This is a genomic window from Aeromonas sp. CU5, assembly GCF_002586745.1.
GTDB lineage: Bacteria > Pseudomonadota > Gammaproteobacteria > Enterobacterales > Aeromonadaceae > Aeromonas > Aeromonas sobria.
Genome location: NZ_CP023817.1, coordinates 1030147 through 1048776 on the forward strand (window position 1 = coordinate 1030147; position 18630 = coordinate 1048776).

Annotated in this window: 15 protein-coding genes; 13 read left to right on the forward strand and 2 right to left on the reverse strand. The window is 52.1% G+C overall.

What is annotated here, in order from left to right; translation table 11 throughout:
- The 4 genes from CK911_RS04655 to CK911_RS04670 are packed head-to-tail and all read left to right on the forward strand — an operon-like array spanning position 1 to position 4376.
- Complete coding sequence (locus CK911_RS04655; RefSeq protein WP_098969158.1) at positions 1–1440, forward strand: AAA family ATPase; 1440 nt, start codon at positions 1–3, stop codon at positions 1438–1440.
- The gene (locus tag CK911_RS04660; RefSeq protein WP_098969159.1) at positions 1437–2396 is read left to right on the forward strand and encodes a TniQ family protein; all 960 of its coding nucleotides are present in this window, start codon (positions 1437–1439) and stop codon (positions 2394–2396) included. Before CK911_RS04655 ends, CK911_RS04660 begins: the two co-directional genes overlap by 4 nt.
- Positions 2397–2399: 3 nt before the next feature.
- Positions 2400–4016 (forward strand): TnsD family Tn7-like transposition protein, encoded by a 1617-nt coding sequence (locus CK911_RS04665; RefSeq protein WP_098969160.1) that lies wholly within the window; start codon positions 2400–2402, stop codon positions 4014–4016.
- 60 nt (positions 4017–4076) lie between these two features.
- The gene (locus CK911_RS04670; protein WP_024941359.1) at positions 4077–4376 is read left to right on the forward strand and encodes a hypothetical protein; all 300 of its coding nucleotides are present in this window, start codon (positions 4077–4079) and stop codon (positions 4374–4376) included.
- 182 nt (positions 4377–4558) lie between these two features.
- Here CK911_RS04670 and CK911_RS04675 read toward each other — a convergent pair whose 3' ends face one another.
- Positions 4559–5056 carry an antitoxin Xre/MbcA/ParS toxin-binding domain-containing protein gene (locus CK911_RS04675; protein ID WP_320615031.1) on the reverse strand — a complete coding sequence of 166 codons (498 nt, stop codon included), beginning with the start codon at positions 5054–5056 and terminating at the stop codon, positions 4559–4561.
- A 458-nt stretch (positions 5057–5514) separates the two neighbouring features.
- On the opposite strand from CK911_RS04675, the gene zorA1 reads away from it, so the two are divergent.
- The 5 genes from zorA1 to CK911_RS04700 all read left to right on the forward strand — a co-directional run bounded on the left by zorA1 (position 5515) and on the right by CK911_RS04700 (position 14660).
- The gene (zorA1, locus tag CK911_RS04680) at positions 5515–7716 is read left to right on the forward strand and encodes a type I Zorya anti-phage system protein ZorA1 (protein ID WP_153218868.1); all 2202 of its coding nucleotides are present in this window, start codon (positions 5515–5517) and stop codon (positions 7714–7716) included.
- Positions 7717–7727: 11 nt separating this feature from the next.
- Positions 7728–8471 (forward strand): type I Zorya anti-phage system protein ZorB1, encoded by a 744-nt coding sequence (gene zorB1 / locus CK911_RS04685; RefSeq protein ID WP_098969161.1) that lies wholly within the window; start codon positions 7728–7730, stop codon positions 8469–8471.
- Positions 8471–10231 (forward strand): type I Zorya anti-phage system protein ZorC, encoded by a 1761-nt coding sequence (zorC, locus tag CK911_RS04690; RefSeq protein ID WP_098969162.1) that lies wholly within the window; start codon positions 8471–8473, stop codon positions 10229–10231. Before zorB1 ends, zorC begins: the two co-directional genes overlap by 1 nt.
- Positions 10228–13467: a type I Zorya anti-phage system protein ZorD gene (gene zorD / locus CK911_RS04695; RefSeq protein WP_216640697.1), complete on the forward strand. Its 3240-nt coding sequence runs from the start codon at positions 10228–10230 to the stop codon at positions 13465–13467. Before zorC ends, zorD begins: the two co-directional genes overlap by 4 nt.
- Positions 13468–13991: 524 nt before the next feature.
- The gene (locus CK911_RS04700) at positions 13992–14660 is read left to right on the forward strand and encodes a PIN domain-containing protein (protein WP_098969164.1); all 669 of its coding nucleotides are present in this window, start codon (positions 13992–13994) and stop codon (positions 14658–14660) included.
- A 64-nt stretch (positions 14661–14724) separates the two neighbouring features.
- On the opposite strand, the gene CK911_RS04705 is transcribed toward CK911_RS04700, so the two are convergent.
- Complete coding sequence (locus tag CK911_RS04705; RefSeq protein ID WP_253860375.1) at positions 14725–15624, reverse strand: permease; 900 nt, start codon at positions 15622–15624, stop codon at positions 14725–14727.
- On the opposite strand from CK911_RS04705, the gene CK911_RS21105 reads away from it, so the two are divergent.
- From CK911_RS21105 to arsA, 4 genes are all read left to right on the forward strand, one after another.
- The gene (locus tag CK911_RS21105) at positions 15584–15826 is read left to right on the forward strand and encodes a helix-turn-helix transcriptional regulator (RefSeq protein WP_253860376.1); all 243 of its coding nucleotides are present in this window, start codon (positions 15584–15586) and stop codon (positions 15824–15826) included. The two genes, CK911_RS04705 and CK911_RS21105, sit on opposite strands and share 41 nt — an antisense overlap.
- Before the next feature lie 86 nt (positions 15827–15912).
- Positions 15913–16281, forward strand: a complete 369-nt coding sequence (locus CK911_RS04710; RefSeq protein ID WP_098969165.1) for a helix-turn-helix transcriptional regulator — start codon at positions 15913–15915, stop codon at positions 16279–16281.
- 4 nt (positions 16282–16285) lie between these two features.
- A complete protein-coding gene (gene arsD, locus CK911_RS04715) occupies positions 16286–16657 on the forward strand; it encodes an arsenite efflux transporter metallochaperone ArsD (protein ID WP_098969166.1) in 372 nt (123 codons plus the stop codon).
- A gap of 74 nt (positions 16658–16731) precedes the next feature.
- Positions 16732–18564: an arsenical pump-driving ATPase gene (arsA, locus tag CK911_RS04720; protein ID WP_098969167.1), complete on the forward strand. Its 1833-nt coding sequence runs from the start codon at positions 16732–16734 to the stop codon at positions 18562–18564.
- Positions 18565–18630: the final 66 nt, after the last annotated feature.

Genomic DNA, 18630 nt, shown 5'->3' on the forward strand with positions numbered 1-18630 from the left:
ATGGCCGCACCTCAATATTTTCCACACCCCAATTCCAAATATCGGGGCAATCCCTATATCGAGGGGCTTGGCTTGCCGCTCTCAACGGCACAATTTTATGCGAACTGTGAGATCCCTTTTCAGTGTGATCTGGATCTTGCAGGGGTGGATGAATCGCTGCATTCATATTTTATCCGCACTGCCATAGATCAACTGGCGGACGTGTATACCTCTCCAGATGAGGCGTACCGTTTATATGACCAAATACGACGAATGATCGAGGCCGGGTATACTCGACGCAATCCAGTGGGGGCAGATGTGCGCCGGCTATTAGCTGCAATTGATCGTGACAAAGCCGAGCCATGGAAAGCCACTCATGTACTGAGTCTTGGGTTGTCTGTTCAGTATAGCCTGTTACTGCTAGGGCTCAGCGGACGTGGGAAGAGCACGATGGTTAGGCAAATTTGCCAACAGATACCACAAACGATAGAGCATGATCGCTATACGGACCTGCATGGTCACGAAATTATTGTGAGTCGAGTGCAGGTGACCTATCTGTACATTGAAATTCATGATCGCCGTGGCCAAAAAGCACTTTTGCTGAACTTGTTAGAATCACTCGACGCTGTCACTGGTGAGAGTTATAGCCATACCCATAGGAACCGCTCTGTTAATGAGTTGATTTCGGTAGTGCAAAAATCGTTTATCGGCCATGGGGTTGGTTTGCTGATCCTTGATGAAGCGCAGAACCTGGCCAGGTCTGCCAAGAATGAAGTGATCAGTAACAACGAGAAAACCACCATGAAATTTTTAGAGGAACTATTAAATCGAGTGGGGATCCCGTTGATGTTTGTCGGAACATTGGCCACGATGAAATTGTTTGATAGCGAAATGACGCTAACCCGCCGAGCAACTAAAAATGGATTTATGCAGTTGGTTAGCTGCGATATAAATAGCTCATTTTGGCTGCGTTTTATCCGCCTGATATGTCAAACCAGATTTCTGAAAAACCAGAAAACATCAGAGGATGTGTTACGCCAACATATACATTATTTGAGTGCCGGTATCCCGGCTATTGCAACCAGTCTAGTTCGCGCCACGCTATCATATCTAACCCTGCTGAAACCAACAGATCAAGATCTCTCGATCGCAGCATTGGACCTATGTTTCAATCGCGAATTTAAAATCCTCCAGCCTGCGTTGAGTGCTCTGCGTAAAGGTGATTACTACCAATTTGAGGACTTATCGCCGATGTTACTGCTCGAATCAGTGGGAAATAGTCAGGTTGTTGATGGAGACGCATATTCAGCAGAAGGAGAAATCCTGCTGCAAGGCGAGGTTAAAATCACCAAAAAGCTGCCAAAAACAGAGGAAAAGAAGCTAAAAACTTTAGAGCAATTATCCCCGGATTCATTGCTGGGGCAACTCGGTTACTCTGTAGATAAGGGGTCGTGGAAATGATCCTCCATCGGCTGGAGTTGCTACCTGGTGAGCATTTAGGGGCGGTAGTTGGCCGGATGCATGTGCTGAGCACGCACGGGACGTTTACTGCAACGGCCCAGGTGCTGGGGCTGAGCAGCCCACAAATCCGTCCCCATCGTTTATGTCATCCCGACGATCCTGTCCTCGATACCCAATTTCGGGCCCGACACGTTCAACGTGCGTGGCAGGATCACTCTGTCGGCAATTATTTAGCTTCTTTTTTGACTCCGGATGAGCAGAGGATAGTGACATCAGCACTGGCGGGCCGTTCTCAGCTTCGGTTACGGGTGACTGGCCTGCACAATGTACAACACCAATATTGGCGCTGGTGCGCAGACTGTATTGCCGAGGATTATGAGCTCCATGGTATGCCCTACTACCACCGAGATCATCAACTACCAGGAGTGTTCCATTGTTATCGGCATCAATGCGGTTTGTCTGGTCACTGCGCAGGCTGTGGTTTTTCTGCCAAATTATTGTCGGAACAACTGATCCCACCATACGAGGGCCTCTGCCCCCATTGTGGGCACTGGATGGGGGGATACGATGGTCATTTTTCCGAGCGGATGAAAGAGATTGAGTTGGCGTCGCTGGCATTAGCCCAGTCCGCGAGTGCTTTCACCCTGTGTGCGCTAACTCAGCTGGTGACTGATTCGATGGGCATCTCGGGCGAGGCGATGCGCACGGTCAAAAGTATCAAAACGATCAATGCGTGGTTTCAGCAGATGGACTCGCAATGTGATCCCCTGGCACTTACTGCGTATTTCACCAATAGTGGGGGGCCAGGTCAGGTATGGCAATTACCCCCACAGCTGCGCAATGCACGGGGCTACCATGAGAAGTCAGCCCGAGATCCGTTGCACCCTCTGGCCCATCTAATGATGTTGCAGCATGCAGGCGTCGATCTGGTGGGGCTCTTGGGATCTGAGGGGTGATCAGTGTTGACCTCGGTGATCCCCACCTATATTCCTGGCGAGTCGGCCTACAGCTGGGTCAGCCAGTATTTTGTTCATTCGGCATACAGTGATCGAAACCATTTTTGTAACCAGCTATTCCACTGTCCTGCTGTTCGGTTGCATCCGGCATTACCAGGCCATATTAAGGCGGCTGCCCAGGCGGCGGGGGTGGATCCGCAATACCTGCTGCACCACGGCTCGGCCTTCCCATTGTTCGCCCTGACGCTGAACAATAAGCACCAAGTCCACGCCCTGGCTGCCGCCATGCTGGGTGAGGGGAGGGGAATAATGGCCCTGTCAGGACAAGCCGCCAGCAAACTAAGGGTCGGTGGCGCTTGCCTGAAATGGTGTCCGGCCTGTCTTCTAGAAGATGAAAAGCAGTTCGGGTGTGGGTATTGGCATACGGTACACCAGTTGTATGGGGTCACGGCCTGTGCCAAGCATGAGCTACGATTGCAAACCCTGGCGGCCAGTGCGGGAGGTATTGATCGGCGACTGCTAATACCGGATCCCGAGATACCCTGTGAACCATCGCGTCCATCTGAACAGGAAATCAAACTTTCTACATATATCACCGCTATGCATCGGTATCTGTGCGTCCAGTCGCCAACGGAGTCGCTAGCTGAGCTGTACCAGCGATGGCTCGGGCAACAGGGCTATCTGACGGCCAGAGGCCATCTGCGTAGCCAGCCCCTGTTGCAGGCCATGACGGAGTTCTGGCAGGGGTTGTTTGCCGATATAACGCCAATAGTGCCGCCGGGGCTGGCCAACTATCGATACGTCTCGGGGCTGGTGCACGGTGACCGCAGTCACCACTACCTGAAACATGTGATGCTGATGGCGTTTGTGAGTCGCAGCCCAGCGGAGTTCTTCTCCATCGAGGTGCAGCAGGTGTTGCCTGTGCCGCCAGCGCGTGACGCGCAAGCCGTCGAGCGAGCAGTGCTAAGGTGGTTGGCAGAGCCGCTCTCCATGCGTCAGGTCGCCCGCCAGACCGGTTACAGTGTCGGTTATATCAAGCAACTCGCGTTGCGACACAACCACCCCGTCGAACACCGAGCCCAGCGCATCACTGCGGCGGTGGCGCGGGGAATATGGCGGCAGGCGTTCATGGGGGTAAGCCGACAGCAGATCGCCCATTGCCATGGCGTCTCAGTCGGTGCGGTCGAAGGCATCATTCAGAGCCATCAGGGGTTGTCTGATTGGCGACGGCATTTGAGAAGGGTTAACCGTCTACGTGAGCACCGTGTAACGGTGGCTGCATATTTGGCACAGCATGCCGATGTCAGTCGAGGCTGTGTCGAACAGGTGTGTAGAACCGCAGTTACTTGGCTCTATAAACATGATCGTGCCTGGTTGTATCAACAGTTACCTGCCGCCAAGCGAGCAGTTCACCATCCCAGTGTGGATTGGGAAGAACGGGATAGGAAACTGGCTGAGCAACTGGGGCTGCTGGCCGAGCAGGCAAGCTCTCTATCTGCATTGGAACGGGCAGTCGATAGGCCAGACTGCCTGAGGAAGTACAAAACACGTCTACCGCTCAGTTACGCATTGGCTGTGCGGCTGGTTGCGGCGTATGCCGATCAACATCCTATGCCCTGATGTTCGCCGTCGATACCTATACAGGTTCTGATATCAGGCATCATAACGAGGAGTATTGCCATGAAGGTCGAAGCAATCGTTCCTACCACACAGGTCGTCGATATTTTGTGCGATGTCTGTGGTGCTAGTACTACTAAATCGCTCGGTACGCAGGAATTCGGCACGCTGGAGGCTTGCTGGGGTTATGGTTCGCAGCACGATGGTGAACGATATCAGGTACACCTATGTGAAGGCTGCTTTTTTGGGGCGCTGGCCAACCTGAGACAGGAGCATCGGTTGATGAATATGTTTTCGGATGATTATCAACCCGCAGACCCTGATCAATTTGGGAAAATTGAAGGCAATCGAGAGCTTATCTAACCACTATTTGAGTGGTTGTGTTGATCGGCTCATCAAGTGAGCCGATTGGTCGAGGTGATCGGCTCATCAAGTGAGCCGATTGGTCGAGGTGATCGGCTCATCAAATGAGCCGATTGGTCGGGGTGATCGGCTCACCAAATGAGCCTATTGTTGGTGCTTTATGGTCACGTATGAACTGTTAATCAACAGGGGATGCCATGCCTAATCCGGCCGACAAGATCGATAACTGCCTGCGCTCCCATAGGCGTAGTAATCACATCGGCCGGTTTTTCACCACCTAATCCCCACGCAGAGCGGGTGAGCCATCTCATCGTTTTAGCAGTATCTCCCCGGTGTAGGGATATGGCTGCGTCCACTGCTAAGGCTGCCCAGTAAACGCGATCTCCCTGAGCTGTCGATAAGCGATTGCCCCGTTTGATTTGGCGATTCAGTGTGTCTCGGCTAATGCCAATCATCTGGCAAATTGTTCGGGTATTAGACCCCAATAGCTTGCTCAGTTTGACGACGATCTCAGGAGATACACCAGACACTATGTGCTGATGGGCGGCTAGCCAGTTACGTGGTAGACCGAGCGACTCCAGAACAGATAGATTGCTGGTTGGGGGAGATTGCTCTACATGAGTCATTATGAGTCTGCGCCTCCGTCTGGGGGTTGTTGATGGCAGCCCAATGCGAATCATCACTCAGGAGTTCATTGGGTCATCATCTAGTTTGGGGTATTCGTGAGCGGTTGACCACAACATCAGTTTTTTTAATAAAAATCATTTAATAACAAATGGTTATTGTTTTTTCGGCGGTTGGTTTCGTCATTTTTCAACGCAGGTGTGTGCCAACTGGCGAATGATTTCCATATGAGGCATTTTCGTTAATAACATCCCTTTTTGACTACTTTCGCGGTAAACCGTACCTGCCTATCTGTGGCCCTGCCTACCCCCCCTTCACTTGTAAACAGCAATTAACTTTCAATCCCCTTCGAATGGTTATGAGCCCCTCGTTAGGGGGAGAAATGGGCGTTAAACCCATTATGGGGTGCAAAATATCGACTGCATTATCCTCAATATGTCAAATAGAGTGATTTTGATTAAAAACACATTTATTGGAGTTGATATACTGCATCTCTCAAAATCGGGAGTCATGCATGAATTTCACCTTGTTGTTCGACTGGCTTAAGCACCTTGAGCCAAGCTCTGTCCCTACCCTTGTGTTCTGCCTGGTAGTTTTGTTTTCCGCATTTTTTTGTGTGTTTTATCTTGGGCCATCATTTTTGGTGGCGAACAAGTTGAAGCAGGCTAGCAAGGGATTAGAAATACAGCGTGAACTACCTGCTTCTGAAAAGTTAGAACAGGCTACAGCAATGTTTGCTGAGCCCAAATATCGGGCCATGAATCATGCTTGGAAAGAATACGCTGACACTCTGCACAGACAGAGTGAATTGGTTGAGGGAGAGAGTCGATTAGTCGCTGTGCGAGCCACCTCCCTATCTGCCACTTTCTTCTCAGTGCCTAGTATTGTAGAGACGCCTCTCCGCACCGAGGTTTTCAAACACCTGCCAGGTGTACTGACAGGGTTAGGTATCGTAGGCACCTTCCTGGGTTTGATGTCGGGTTTGATGCATTTTGATGTGTCGGATCCTGCCAAGGTTACCGAAAGTGTCTCTCGCTTGCTCAATGACGTGCTTTTTGCTTTTGTTGGGTCTTCGATCGCAATCTTTGCATCCATCGTGGTGACTGGATTGGAAAAATGGCGTTGGGGACGTTGCCTCCAGTTACTGGAAAAGTTGACCGAATCCATTGATGAACTCTTCAAGGGCGGTGTGGGTGAGGAATATTTAGCCGACTTGGTTAAGGCCAGCAATGAAAGTGCAGTTAATGCCCGACAACTGAAAGACAGCTTGGTCAGTGATCTACGCACCATGATGCAAAATCTGGTTGATGCCCAAGTTCAGGAAAATCTCAAACTGGCCAACACCCTCTCAACCTCTTATCAAGAGGTTGGCACATCTTTGGCTACCCAGATCGGTCGCTCCATCGAAGATAGTCTTAAAGATCCCTTGGAAAAAATTGCTGGTTCAGTGAAGCAGGCAAGTGGTGATCAGTCGGGCCAAGTGCAGCATCTATTGACTGATGTACTGAGTGCTTTTATGAGCAAATTGGATGCCTCCTTCGGCCAACAGTTCAGCGGATTGCACGAGATGCTCGGTCAGTCGGTGACGGCAATGCAGTCCATGCAGCAAGGCTTTGTGGCATTGGTGGACGATATGCGGCGAGCTGGCGAGTCCTCTTCTCAGCAAAGTGCCACAGTCATAGCACAACTGCTTACAGACATGCAGGCTGGTCAAGCCAGTATGCAGAATGGCATGAACGAGATGTTGTCAAAAATGCAGACGGCGGTAGAGCGAATGGGAAGCTCGGGCGAGGATGCCAGTGAACGCATAGCTCACCAATTGGAGAGATTGTTTGCCGAGAGTGAGGCCCGTCAGCAACAGATAGCCGAACACCTGAATAGCTTTATTGAACAGAGCCAGCGGAGTATTGGCCAAGGGCAAGAAGAGGTCATGACCAACATGTCCACAAACTTGACTCAGCTGGGCTCACAGCTCAATCAGATGTTCCAGACCTTTAACGCTAACCAAGAAGGAATGGATGCACAGCATCGCTTGGCACAGGCGGATATCAGGAATACAACTGAAACGGTTATTGGTGGGTTGGATAAGCAGCTTAGAGAGACGCTGCAATTGGTCGAGCAGCAGCGCAAAGAGGCACAGGAAGTCATTGAACTCCTTGGCTTGCAAACTAGAGAGCACTTGCAGCAAATGGCACAAGGGGCAGACAAGATGCGCCTTGCTGCTGATCGATTCGACACCGCGGGCAGCAGTGTGGTGCAAGCGGGTGAGACAACCGCCAAAGTATTGGTGTCAGTGCAGCAAGTTGGTGGAGAGTTGGCGGTAGCCTCCCGTGAGCTCACAACAATTATTGGTGAGTACCGCACTCATCGAGAGTCTGCGGCCAAAGTTTTGGCTACCATCGAGTCCGTAGTCGCTGGGGCACAGAGCGAACAAAGCCAGCGAGCACAACTAATTAACGATCTCAGGCAACACGGTGAGCGGATGCGTGACCTTAATCGTGAGGCCACAGAATATTTGGACCAGATCGGCAATGCCCTAGCGAAAGGGTTCAATGAGTTTGCCGATGGGTTGAATCGTAATCTGGTCAAGACCATGGGAAGTCTCGATAGTGAGCTAGACAAAGCGGTGAAGGGGCTTGCTGGTGGTATCGATGATATGAAGGAAGGAATTGAGGATCTTTCCGAGTTGTTTGAGTCTATCAAGGTGCGGCGCTAAGGGGCTAACGTATGTTCGGGATGAAAGGCGCTCCGGCCTCGCGTCGCAACGATGAGGCGGAAAAGCCGTTTTGGATTTCTTATGCCGATCTGATGACTGCCATGATGGTGTTGTTCTTGGTTGTCATGGTTGCTTCACTTGCGTCTGTGACCCAGCGTATTCGCGAAGTTGAGGCTGGAGAAAAGCAAAGAGGGCAGGATATTACCCGTATCTGTCAAAGCTTGGAGATACTGGCGCGAAAGAAGAGCAACACCATTAAAGTTGACTGTCGTGACAACCGGATTAGCTTTGGGGAGGCCGGGCGCTTTGGTCACAACCAATATTTTCTAGACCCACAGGGTCAGCAGGCATTGCAGGACGTGGTGCCGTTGATCCTGGATGTTACCGATAGCCCAGAGGGGCAACGTTGGATGAAACAGGTGGTGGTTGAAGGTTTTACCGATACGGATGGTTCTTACCTCTATAACCTCCACTTGTCGCTACAGCGTTCCGAGTGGGTAATGTGTGCACTGCTTGACGGACGGAGCCAGTTGCAGCAATCCCTTTCTGCCGAACACCAGCAGCAGATCCGTAGCCTGTTTTTGGCTGGAGGTGTTTCTTTTAACAATGCCAAGGACAGCAAAGAGGCAAGTCGTCGAGTGGAGCTGCGCATGCAGTTTTATGGGCTCAAGGAAGACAAGCAGCAGGCGGCGGAGAGCGCACCTCAGTTTTCTGGTCTGATGACGGCTGAACGTTGTCAGTTGGAGATGCGCTGATGGTGGATGCAATTTCCCGTCTTACGGCGATCTTGGAGTCCAGTGTGGAGCGGGTCAATGGTCGCTATCAGGAGAGGACTCTGCATTCCTTTTCGGTTTTGCAGAGAGCTAGATCTGAGGTTGAGGCTAGGTTTGACCAAGCGGAGGCAGCTCCAGAACCACCGAAGGAGAAGCGTCATGCCGCTCTGGCGGCCTTCCTGCGTAATGAACCGCTCACCCGGCGGCAGTGGCGGTTGGTATATGCAGGGCTTGTTGACTGCGTTGAAGCAGGCAAGCAGTTGCTAGATGATGAAAAGGTCTTTCCACGAGTGAGTAGGCATGTATCTGCTCACATCGATAGCCGTGAGTTGGTTCGCCGGGATTGGACTGCTCTCTGCTTCAGCTATTTTGGTTATGAGGCAATAGAGCCTGAGAAGAGCCAAAACTGGCAACAACTGCGCACTTATATCCGGGATGGTTATCGTGTACTCCGGAATCCGGAGAAGCTTAAAGCTTGGATGCGGGTAGTTGATGAGCATCAAGAGCTTTTTCAGAGTGAAGCTGGCTTGCGGTTAGGGCAGCAGATATTCGAGGGAACAGTAACAGACCTCACTCAGCTACAGACTCTTGCCCAGATCCCGACAGAAAGTTGGTTGTGGCATCAAATTGTTGCCGTTGTGCAGAAAAGGATTGCTGAACTTGATGAAGCGCCATTTTTAGCTCGGTTACCGGCATTGCTGGCGCTGATGACTATCAATAATAGGCGTCATTCCGACGAGATCATGGCTGCTTGTCTCACTCGGTATCATGGTTGTAGCTGTCATGTTCAGCCACAAGCCAACCTGATACAAGCAGGTCTGGAGATCTGGGGGAACCCCCAGTTGAAATCCGATCAAAATCGCTGGCGTCACCATGTGGCTAAACCGGTATGTGACATGGTGGGGGCATGGCTTGCCAAGCAGGATTTACAGCACTTTTTTAGTTTGCTGAAAGGTGAAGGCGAGGTTGATCAGGCGCGTCTCTTCTATTGGCTCCGTTTTGCCGATCAGATGAGTTATACCCGTATCGTGATGGGACGTGATGCTCAATTAAACCGAGATGGAGAGTTTGTCCGTTTTCGTGATCAAAATAAGGGCCGCCTAGGAGATTTATCTGGGGGCTCGCCAGCTGATAACGCAGTAATCATGCAGATTGGCGATTACATCTTTGTCGAGTTTTCGCACACAGGAAACGCCTGTTATGTATATCGAGCTAACTCCTGCGGATTTAATCCTGATGCCAGTGCATTGCACTTAACTCATGATTTGAAACAAAAAAACCTCGCGAAGGGGCGTTGGATACATGTTCCCAAACCATTAAAGCCCGATGCGATGGAGGGGTGGCAGCAAAAATATGATGATGAGTTACGGTTGCTTGGTATTGTTCCAAACCCACAGGGAGCCAATCAATTATGGAATCGTGTAGTTAAACCAAAAATTGTCAAACCAAGCGTTCCATCATTTCAAGCTCCCCTTGGCAACAATTCTGAATCAAAGAGCCAAGTTGTGAACACACCTGCTGATCGGACCGTTGTGATTCATTCAGGCGGTAAGGGGAAAGTTGATTTTGCTCTGTTGCTCGAACAGTTAGGCGAAAACCTGCGACATTATACGGATCATCGTGAAAAGGGCGGTGCTTTCCATATAGAGATCAAGCAGCGCAATACAGATGACATTTTGCTTCTGAGGCGCAATGGTTTTGTGGTCAAAACTGGCAGCCCGTTTATGTTTTGGAAAAAATGATGCTTGGACGTTGGTTTAGCAAATTTGGGAAAAATAAGCATGATCCGGTTGATCTCAGCCCATGTTGGCAGGCGGATGAGAGAGGGATCGTGTTTGCCGAACGTATACAGAGCGAGCCTGAGCGATGGGCCTTGGTTGCCTATCTGGAGCAGCTTGCCGAGGAGGAGTACGTTGCGGTGCTTAGCGACCGCTGGCTCCTGACATGGCGTGATATGTATCGATTAATGGCCGACGCCGATCATGAAAGTAGTCTGGCGTTGTTGTCGCTGCCTCACTGTACTGATCTACGCCCCAAATTGGAATGCAGAGGCAGCTTGGTCGATCCTCAGTTCACCGTTGCGATTACTCACTGGAGTGATGAAGTAACGGGAGAACATGTCGAGTTAAAACGTCAGGGGGCGTTGGTAACAACGAAGAAGGGACAACGTCTACTGAACGAAGCCAGCTGGCAGCTCTGTGAGTCTCTGCGTGACCTTGCTCGTTGTCAGAGGGATGAGCCGGGTGAGGCGACCAACTATGAAGGGTGGGCCGTTATTCGCAGTGTTGCCAAAGCGGCTAATGCCGACATGGATGGTTTTCTTGCCAAGACAGTGGTCGTTAAACCTCAGCGACTGGCTTTGCGACCACGTAAGGCAGAGATCGACTCTTGTCCTGTCATTGAGGTTGGCGTTGATTTTCCTGAACAACCAGTTGGGTTCCTTTCCTCATTTGATGCTACCCAACGGGTACAGGACAGATACCGTATCACGCAACCAGATGGCACCATCGCTCATGTGTTGATAGAGCCTGAGATCAAGCAAGTACTCGAAGCCATCAAGGCGATACCGGGGAGAAGGGTGGCTGGGGATTCGGCGTTGTCCCTGTTGCGCAATCCCTATGCCCTGCTGGGAGAAGTGACCAGCGTGGTACTCGATCCAGAGCAGCACGAGCAATCGCTTGTCGATGCGGGGATCTATTTTCATCACTTTCGTCTGGAACCTAAATGCGAGGCCGAAAGTGGGAAGATCGCCACCGTATTGCTGCATCTCTCCCCTATAAGCCGAGAGCCACTCCCTGATGAAACACTGAGTTTCAATTCACCTGGAATATTTGCGCCTTTTGTACAGGAGCTGCGCTTTAAGCTGGCTGCTGGTATGAGCGCAGGTTTCTGGCAGGGTTTTGAGCTGGAGTTAGGCGACTTTGACGAGCAGCAATTGTTGGACATCGAAAAGTTGCTAGATCGCTGGCAACGAGAGGTGTCCGGAGAGTTGTTCGATTCTTTGTTTGAACTCTCTCGCTATGGTGATCGCATTATCGGTCTCGGCGAGGTAGTGCCAGTATCATCTCCTTTCCTGACCCGAACAACCGGTCAGGATTGGCTTTCGAGCGAATCGAATGGAATTGAGGAGTCAGTGGGTGATGTTGTCGCACAGATCAATTTTGACGATGCTGCGGCGCTGGATGAGTTATCAAAGCGTATTGACGAGGCGTTTGCAGAGGGAGCAGGGCATCTTTGTTTGCCAGGATCTGAGCAACCCGTGCCATTGCGCTTGGCTGAGCAGATACAAAAGGAATGGCGAAAGCAGATCCGGAGCGAAGAGCCAACAGTTCAAGAATCCATGAGGAAAAACAGCATTGGTTTGCTGGTGGAAGAAAATATCGACGAGGTGGGTTATGCCAAGTGGCGACAAGATGCGATTCAACAGGCGCGTCTTTCCTCCCCGTCATTACCGGAGAGGCTTAAGCCAGAAATCTCGCTGCGTGAGCACCAATTACACGGTGTGGCATGGTTACAGCATCTGTTCGAGCTGTCACCAGAACATGTATCGGGTTGCCTCTTAGCTGATGACATGGGTTTAGGAAAAACGATCCAATTGCTTACCTTTGTGGTTGATTATCTGGAACGTCAACCAAGTGGTGATCCTGTACTTATCGTAGCCCCGGTTTCGTTATTGGATAACTGGGAAGCAGAATTGCGAAAATTCTTCTATGCCGATGACATTGCAGTCATGCGGCTCTACGGTGATGCTCTATCAGAGGCAAAGTTTCGCAGCTATGAAATCCCAGAATCATTGCGTCAGCAGGGTGTAACAAATCTGTTGCGTCCCGGTTGGTTACAGGAGGCTCGTATCGTGTTAACCACATACGAGACGCTGCGTTCCCAAGAGATCTCCTTGGGTCGTCAGTCATGGGCCATGGTGATCTGTGATGAAGCCCAAAAAATCAAAAATCCAGCAGCTATGGTGACTAGGGCTATTAAAGCCATGAAGTCCAAGTTTCGCATTGCTTGTACTGGTACTCCAGTAGAAAACACCTTGATCGATCTCTGGAGCCTGTTTGATTTTGTCCAGCCAGGTTTGCTTGGGGCCTTAAACCAGTTTGGTCGTGAATACCAAAAACCAATTGAAGAGGGGGAGTGCAAGGATCTAGAAGCTCTGGCTCGATTACGTTCCTTGATTGAGCCCCAGACCTTGCGGCGGACCAAGCAGGATGTGGCTAAGGATTTGCCTTCCAAGATAGAAGATCGCACTTGCCGCAATCTGACCATGGTTAGTCGGCAGCGTTCCCTCTATAACCAGCAGATTGGTGAATATCGACAGCGACAATTGGTGCAGGAGGCCGCAGGGAGTAAAGAGAGTTTCATCCTTCCTGTGTTGCATAAACTCAAGCTGGTCTGTGCTCACCCCTATTGTGTGGAGCCTGACCTTTGGTTACGTGAACATTCCCCTAAGATGAGGTGGCTGCTAGAACAACTGGATAACATCCGTCGCAGCGGGGATAAAGTTATCATCTTCACCGAACTACGGGATGTTCAGCGTGAAGTACAGCACGCGGTTAAGGTCCGTTTCGATATATCCCCAACAATCATTAATGGGGACACCAGTACAAGTAGCGATAGCCTGAATAGTCGCCAACGTCTGATTGATCGTTTCCAGGCAGTGTCCGGCTTTAATGTGATTATTCTTTCCACCGTGGCGGTGGGGTTTGGTGTCAATGTGCAGGGAGCAAACCATGTGATCCATTTCACCCGGTGCTGGAATCCGGCCAAAGAAGATCAGGCGACCGATCGAGCATACCGTATCGGCCAGACCAAGGATGTATTTGTCTATTATCCAACTATACGCGATGCTGACATTCAGACCTTCGAGGCAACGCTCGATGATTTACTGGACCAGCGTAGATCGTTAGCGAGCGATATGTTGCAGGGGAAAAATGACTTACAACTGTCGGAGTTTGATGGTGTGCTTAACAAATGATGTCATTACAAGGGGAGCAGCTAGGCTGACTTCCCGTGGTGTCATATACCTACAGCCACACCTTTCAACACCAGCATGTAGCCTCTCTGCTAACTGCGGACAAATGACATGCGTCTGCCTGCCACTGCTCATAAGAGGTAATTAGCTGTTTTGTAATTTAGTTACATGGTCACTATCATGGCAAACAGAGCTTGGTTTCCAACTTAAATGTCCTGCTTGTTCGTTGAGCAGGCGGAGGATCGCTATTGAGTTTCCAACTTAAATGTCACTTGTGGTGTCGCTAAGTTACTGAATCGTTTGTTCTGCTAGTTTCCAACTTAAATGGTCATGATCACCTGATGTTTCGTCAATGAGCAAAGGCCTTGTCTTGGACAAGGCCTTTTTTGATCTCCAGCGGCATGATGGGTATCGATCAGTGCTCATTCGTGCTGAAGAAGGTATGCTGTGGGCTGGTTTGTTGCTGATGGAATAGAAGCAGGCCGTCAGTTTTATGGAATAAATCATCGATAGCCATGGATGGAGTTATGAATACTCAAACTGAATTTTTACCGAGCGTTAAATATGGCAAAGTATTGCTAATTGATTTGGAGAACTGTCCAAGTCAGATCAACGTCCTGAATGAAACGTTAAATGAGTATGCGCAGGTTGTTATTTGCTATGCGCAGACTGGCGCCAAAATCCCTTTGGATTGGTTGATGCCCCTCAATGAAATTATAAATTCAGGGCGACTTAAAATATTTAAAATGGCTAATGCAGGGAAAAACTCTGCTGATTTTGGCATCAGTTTCTATGCTGGGGTGCTGATGCAGCAACTCCCTGCAGATGCTCACTTTGTCATTATGTCAAATGACACAGGTCTCGAGCATGTAGTAAGCCTGTTACGCAACCAACATCGAGTGGCAGAGCGCATCGGTACTAAAAAGGATGAAAGTAGGCTAACTGCCACGAGTGGTGTTGACACATTGGCGTTAAAGAAAATTTGCTCGCATCTACTTACCTATAAAAATAACAGGCCGGCCAATAAAGGAAGTTTATTAAATAGTATTAATAGCAAATTTAAAGAGATGCCATCTATTGGAGGCAGCATTCTTCTGGCATTGGAAAAAACAGGCGTTGTATCGTTGCAGGATGATAAAGTCATTTATAATGAAAAAAAGATGCTGGAGCTGTCACTATTAAATAGTCAGATTTGAACGTCAATTTTTTCTGAGTAGCACTGGCTATAACAAAACGTCGATCATCCGATCGGCGTTTTGTCTATTCAAAGCCTGGTGGCTTAAAGCATTGGTAGTTTAAAACAGCTGCAGCGTCAGATAGTCCATCAAGATCGCCATGCCGAGGATCACGGTAAGGAAGGCCGCAATCATCGGGGGTTCTGAACATCGATTTGAGCAGGATCACCTCGGTCAGACTGGCACCAGCGCTGCCGATGATCAGCGCCATGACGGCGCCTATCCCTATCCCTATCCCTATCCCTATCCCTTTGCCCAGCAGTACAGACGTGAGCGGGATCAACGCCTCGGCCCGAATATAGAGCGGGATCCCGACGATGGTGCTGAAGAGGATGGCCAACGGGTTGTCGGCGCCAGCATGGGCAGCGATCCACTCGGCAGGAATAAAGCCGTAGATAAACGAGCCGACGAGCACCCCCAGCAGCAGGAAGGGCAATACCGCTTTGAACTGCTGCCAGGCATCGATGCGAGCCTTGACCCAGGCAGTGGGGATCTGTGGTGCACTGGTCAGGACTGCCGTGCCATCGCTGCAGCAGGAGAGGGGGGCTTGTTCGGCCATCTCTGGTTGCGCTGCTGCGCAGCATGCCGCCCCGTTGAGCGGTTTGATTGAGCGAATGGCGCCGCGTTGGTTGTCACTGCAATTTGCTTGAGTTGTGGTGTGGGTCGCCGGGCCACAACCACTACTGCTGCAGGAGGGGGTGGCCTCTTTGGGGTCGATGACATGGCGCTCGAACCCCAATCTGTCGAGCAGCATGCTCGCCATGACTGAGACGCTGGCGGCGATCACGGCGTAGAGCAGGCTCACTTTCCAGCCGAAGGTGGCCCACATCAAGCCGACGATGATGGGGTTCAAGAGCGGAGAGATAAACAGGAAGGTGAGGGTGGTGCCAAATCCAGCCTTGGCCGAGAGCAGTCCTCTTGGCATGGGGATGGTGGAGCAGCTGCAAAAGCAGTTGGCGATCCCCGTTTCCACCCTCAGCCACCATATCGCGGCGCTGGTCTCGGTGGGGCTGGTCAAGCAAAACCGGGAGAGCCGCACCCTCCTTTGCGTTTCTCAATATGAGGTGCTGGAAGAGATCATCGCTTTTTTCCGTGAAGAGTGCTGCGTGAACAACCCAGGCAGCTGAACAGATCCGTGACTTGGTTGAGGTGACTTGTTCATTTCAATAATTCTTGTATAGTTGTAACTATGAAATGAGATGAAGAGGTTCCCATGAATAAAGATACAGCCACTAAAGTGTTCGAGTCTCTTGCATCCGGGATCCGTCTCGATGTCTGGCGGCTGCTGGTCAAGGCCGGGTTGGAAGGCAAGGTTGCTGGCCAGTTGGCCAGTGAACTGGATATCGCCCCGAACACACTGTCATTTCATCTGAAAGCCATGCTGCATGCCGACCTGTTGTCGGTGGAGCAAGAAGGTCGTTTTTTACGTTACCGGGCCAACATTCCCCTGATGCTGGATCTTATCGGCTACCTCACGGAAGAGTGTTGCGCCGGGCATCCCGAAGCGTGCGGGATGATGCGCGCCGAGTCGAGCTGTTCGCCCCATGTGTTGCCCGAGCAATCTTGCTGCAATAAGGAGTAATGCCATGTCTGTTATCCAGATTTTTGATCCGGCACTGTGCTGTGCCAGCGGTGTATGCGGTACCGAGGTAGAGCAGCGGTTGGTGAACTTTGCGGCCGATGTGGCGTGGGCCAAGGGGCAGGGGGTGGCCATCGAGCGCTTCAATCTGGCTCAGCAGCCGATGGTGTTTGCCGAGACCCCAGCGGTCAGTGCCTTCTTGATGCACGCAGGGGAGGCGGGGTTGCCGCTGGTGCTGGTGGATGGTCAGGTGGTGCTCACCGGCCGTTATCCCGACCGCAGTGAGCTGGCCCGTTATGCCGGTTTGCCCGCGCCGCAAGCGGCCATCAAAGGGATCGCCAAGAGCGGCGGCTGTTGTGGCAGCAGTGGTTGCTGCTAACCCCTGAGTGTTGCTGACCACATCCCTGCCGCCTGCGCGGTGAATTGCCTTGTTTTGCCTGATTGGAGCCGCTTATGTCCTCGTCTTTGAGTAACGCGTTGCTGAGCTATTCGTTTGTGACTGATGCCCCGCCGTTTCTCTTTTTCACCGGCAAGGGGGGCGTGGGTAAAACCTCGCTAGCCTGCGCCAGTGCAGTTGCCTTGTGTGACAGTGGCAAACGGGTGCTGCTGGTCAGCACGGATCCGGCTTCAAACGTCGGTCAGGTATTTGACACAGCCATCGGCAATACGATCACCGCCATCGCGGCCGTCAGCGGCTTGTCAGCACTGGAGATAGACCCGCAAGCGGCGGCGCAAGCGTATCGGGAACGGATTGTCGGCCCGGTGCGTGGCAAGTTGCCCGAGAGCGTGGTGCGCAGCATTGAAGAGCAACTCTCCGGCGCCTGCACCACAGAGATTGCCACCTTTGACGAGTTCACCGCCCTGCTGATAGACCGCCAGCTGGTGGAACAGTATGACCATATCGTATTTGACACGGCCCCCACCGGTCACACCATCCGTCTGCTGCAACTGCCGGGGGCATGGAGCGAGTTTCTGGAGCAAGGCAAGGGGGATGCCTCTTGTCTGGGGCCATTGGCCGGGCTGGAAAAACAGCGCAGCCAATACGCCGAGGCGGTCGCTGCCTTGTCCGATGGGTTGAAAACCCGGCTTATTCTGGTGGCCCGAGCGCAAGCTTCTACCTTGCGGGAAGTTGCGCGCACTCATGATGAACTGGCGGCCATAGGTCTTGCCAATCAGCAGCTGGTGATCAATGGCATCTTCCCGCAACGGGAGCTGGCGGATGACCCCTTGGCCTGCGCCGTGTGGCAGCGGGAGCAGCAGGCGTTGGCACAGATGCCCGCGCTGCTGGCAAGCTTGCCACAAGACAGAATACCGCTGCTGGCGACCAATCTGGTGGGTGTAGAGAGCCTGCGTCAGTTACTGGGCACAGTGTCTGCCGATGGTGCTGATCGTGCTGATGGTGCTGACGATAGTGCCGATGCGGTCGAACGCACCACCGCCGAGCCGCACCCCGGGTTGCAGCAACTGGTCGATGAACTGGCCAGCGATGGCCACGGGCTCATCATGCTGATGGGCAAGGGCGGGGTGGGGAAAACGACTCTGGCGGCGGCCGTGGCGGTGGAGCTCGCCAGTCGCGGGCTGCCGGTGCATCTTACTACCTCAGATCCCGCCGCCCATCTGGGGGAGACGCTGGCCGGGGCCTTGCCCAGTCTGGAGGTGAGCCGCATCGATCCCCACGCCGAGACCGAGCGTTACCGTGCTCAGGTGCTGGCCACCAAGGGGGCGAGTCTCGATGCCCAGGGCCGCGCCCTGTTGGAAGAAGACCTGCGTTCCCCCTGCACCGAAGAGATCGCCGTATTTCAGGCCTTTTCGCGGATCATTCGTGAGGCCGGCAAGCGCTTCGTGGTGATGGACACGGCGCCGACCGGCCATACCCTGCTGCTGCTCGATGCCACCGGCGCCTATCACAGGGAGATTGCCCGCCAGATGGGCAACAAGGGCCTGCACTTCACTACCCCCATGATGCAGTTGCAAGACCCGAAACAGACCAAGGTGATGATCGTCACCCTGCCAGAGCCGACTCCGGTGCAGGAGGCTGCCAACCTGCAAGCCGATCTGCGCCGTGCCGGTATCGAGCCCTGGGCCTGGGTGGTGAATCACCTGCTTTCCCCTGCCAGCGTTACCTCGCCACTGCTGGCCCAGCGCGCCTGTTGCCAGCAACCCCATATCGCTGCAGTCAAAGAGCGCCATACCAAGCGTTATGCGGTGGTGCCCTTGCAGGCCGTCGAGCCGGTGGGAGTGGCCGCATTGCAAGGGTTATGTCACCCGATCTATCAGGAGGCGTGAGATAGCGCCCCACGATATTCCCGTGAAGGCACCATCAACCGCGGCCTGTGTTCGCGTTGAGCCTTT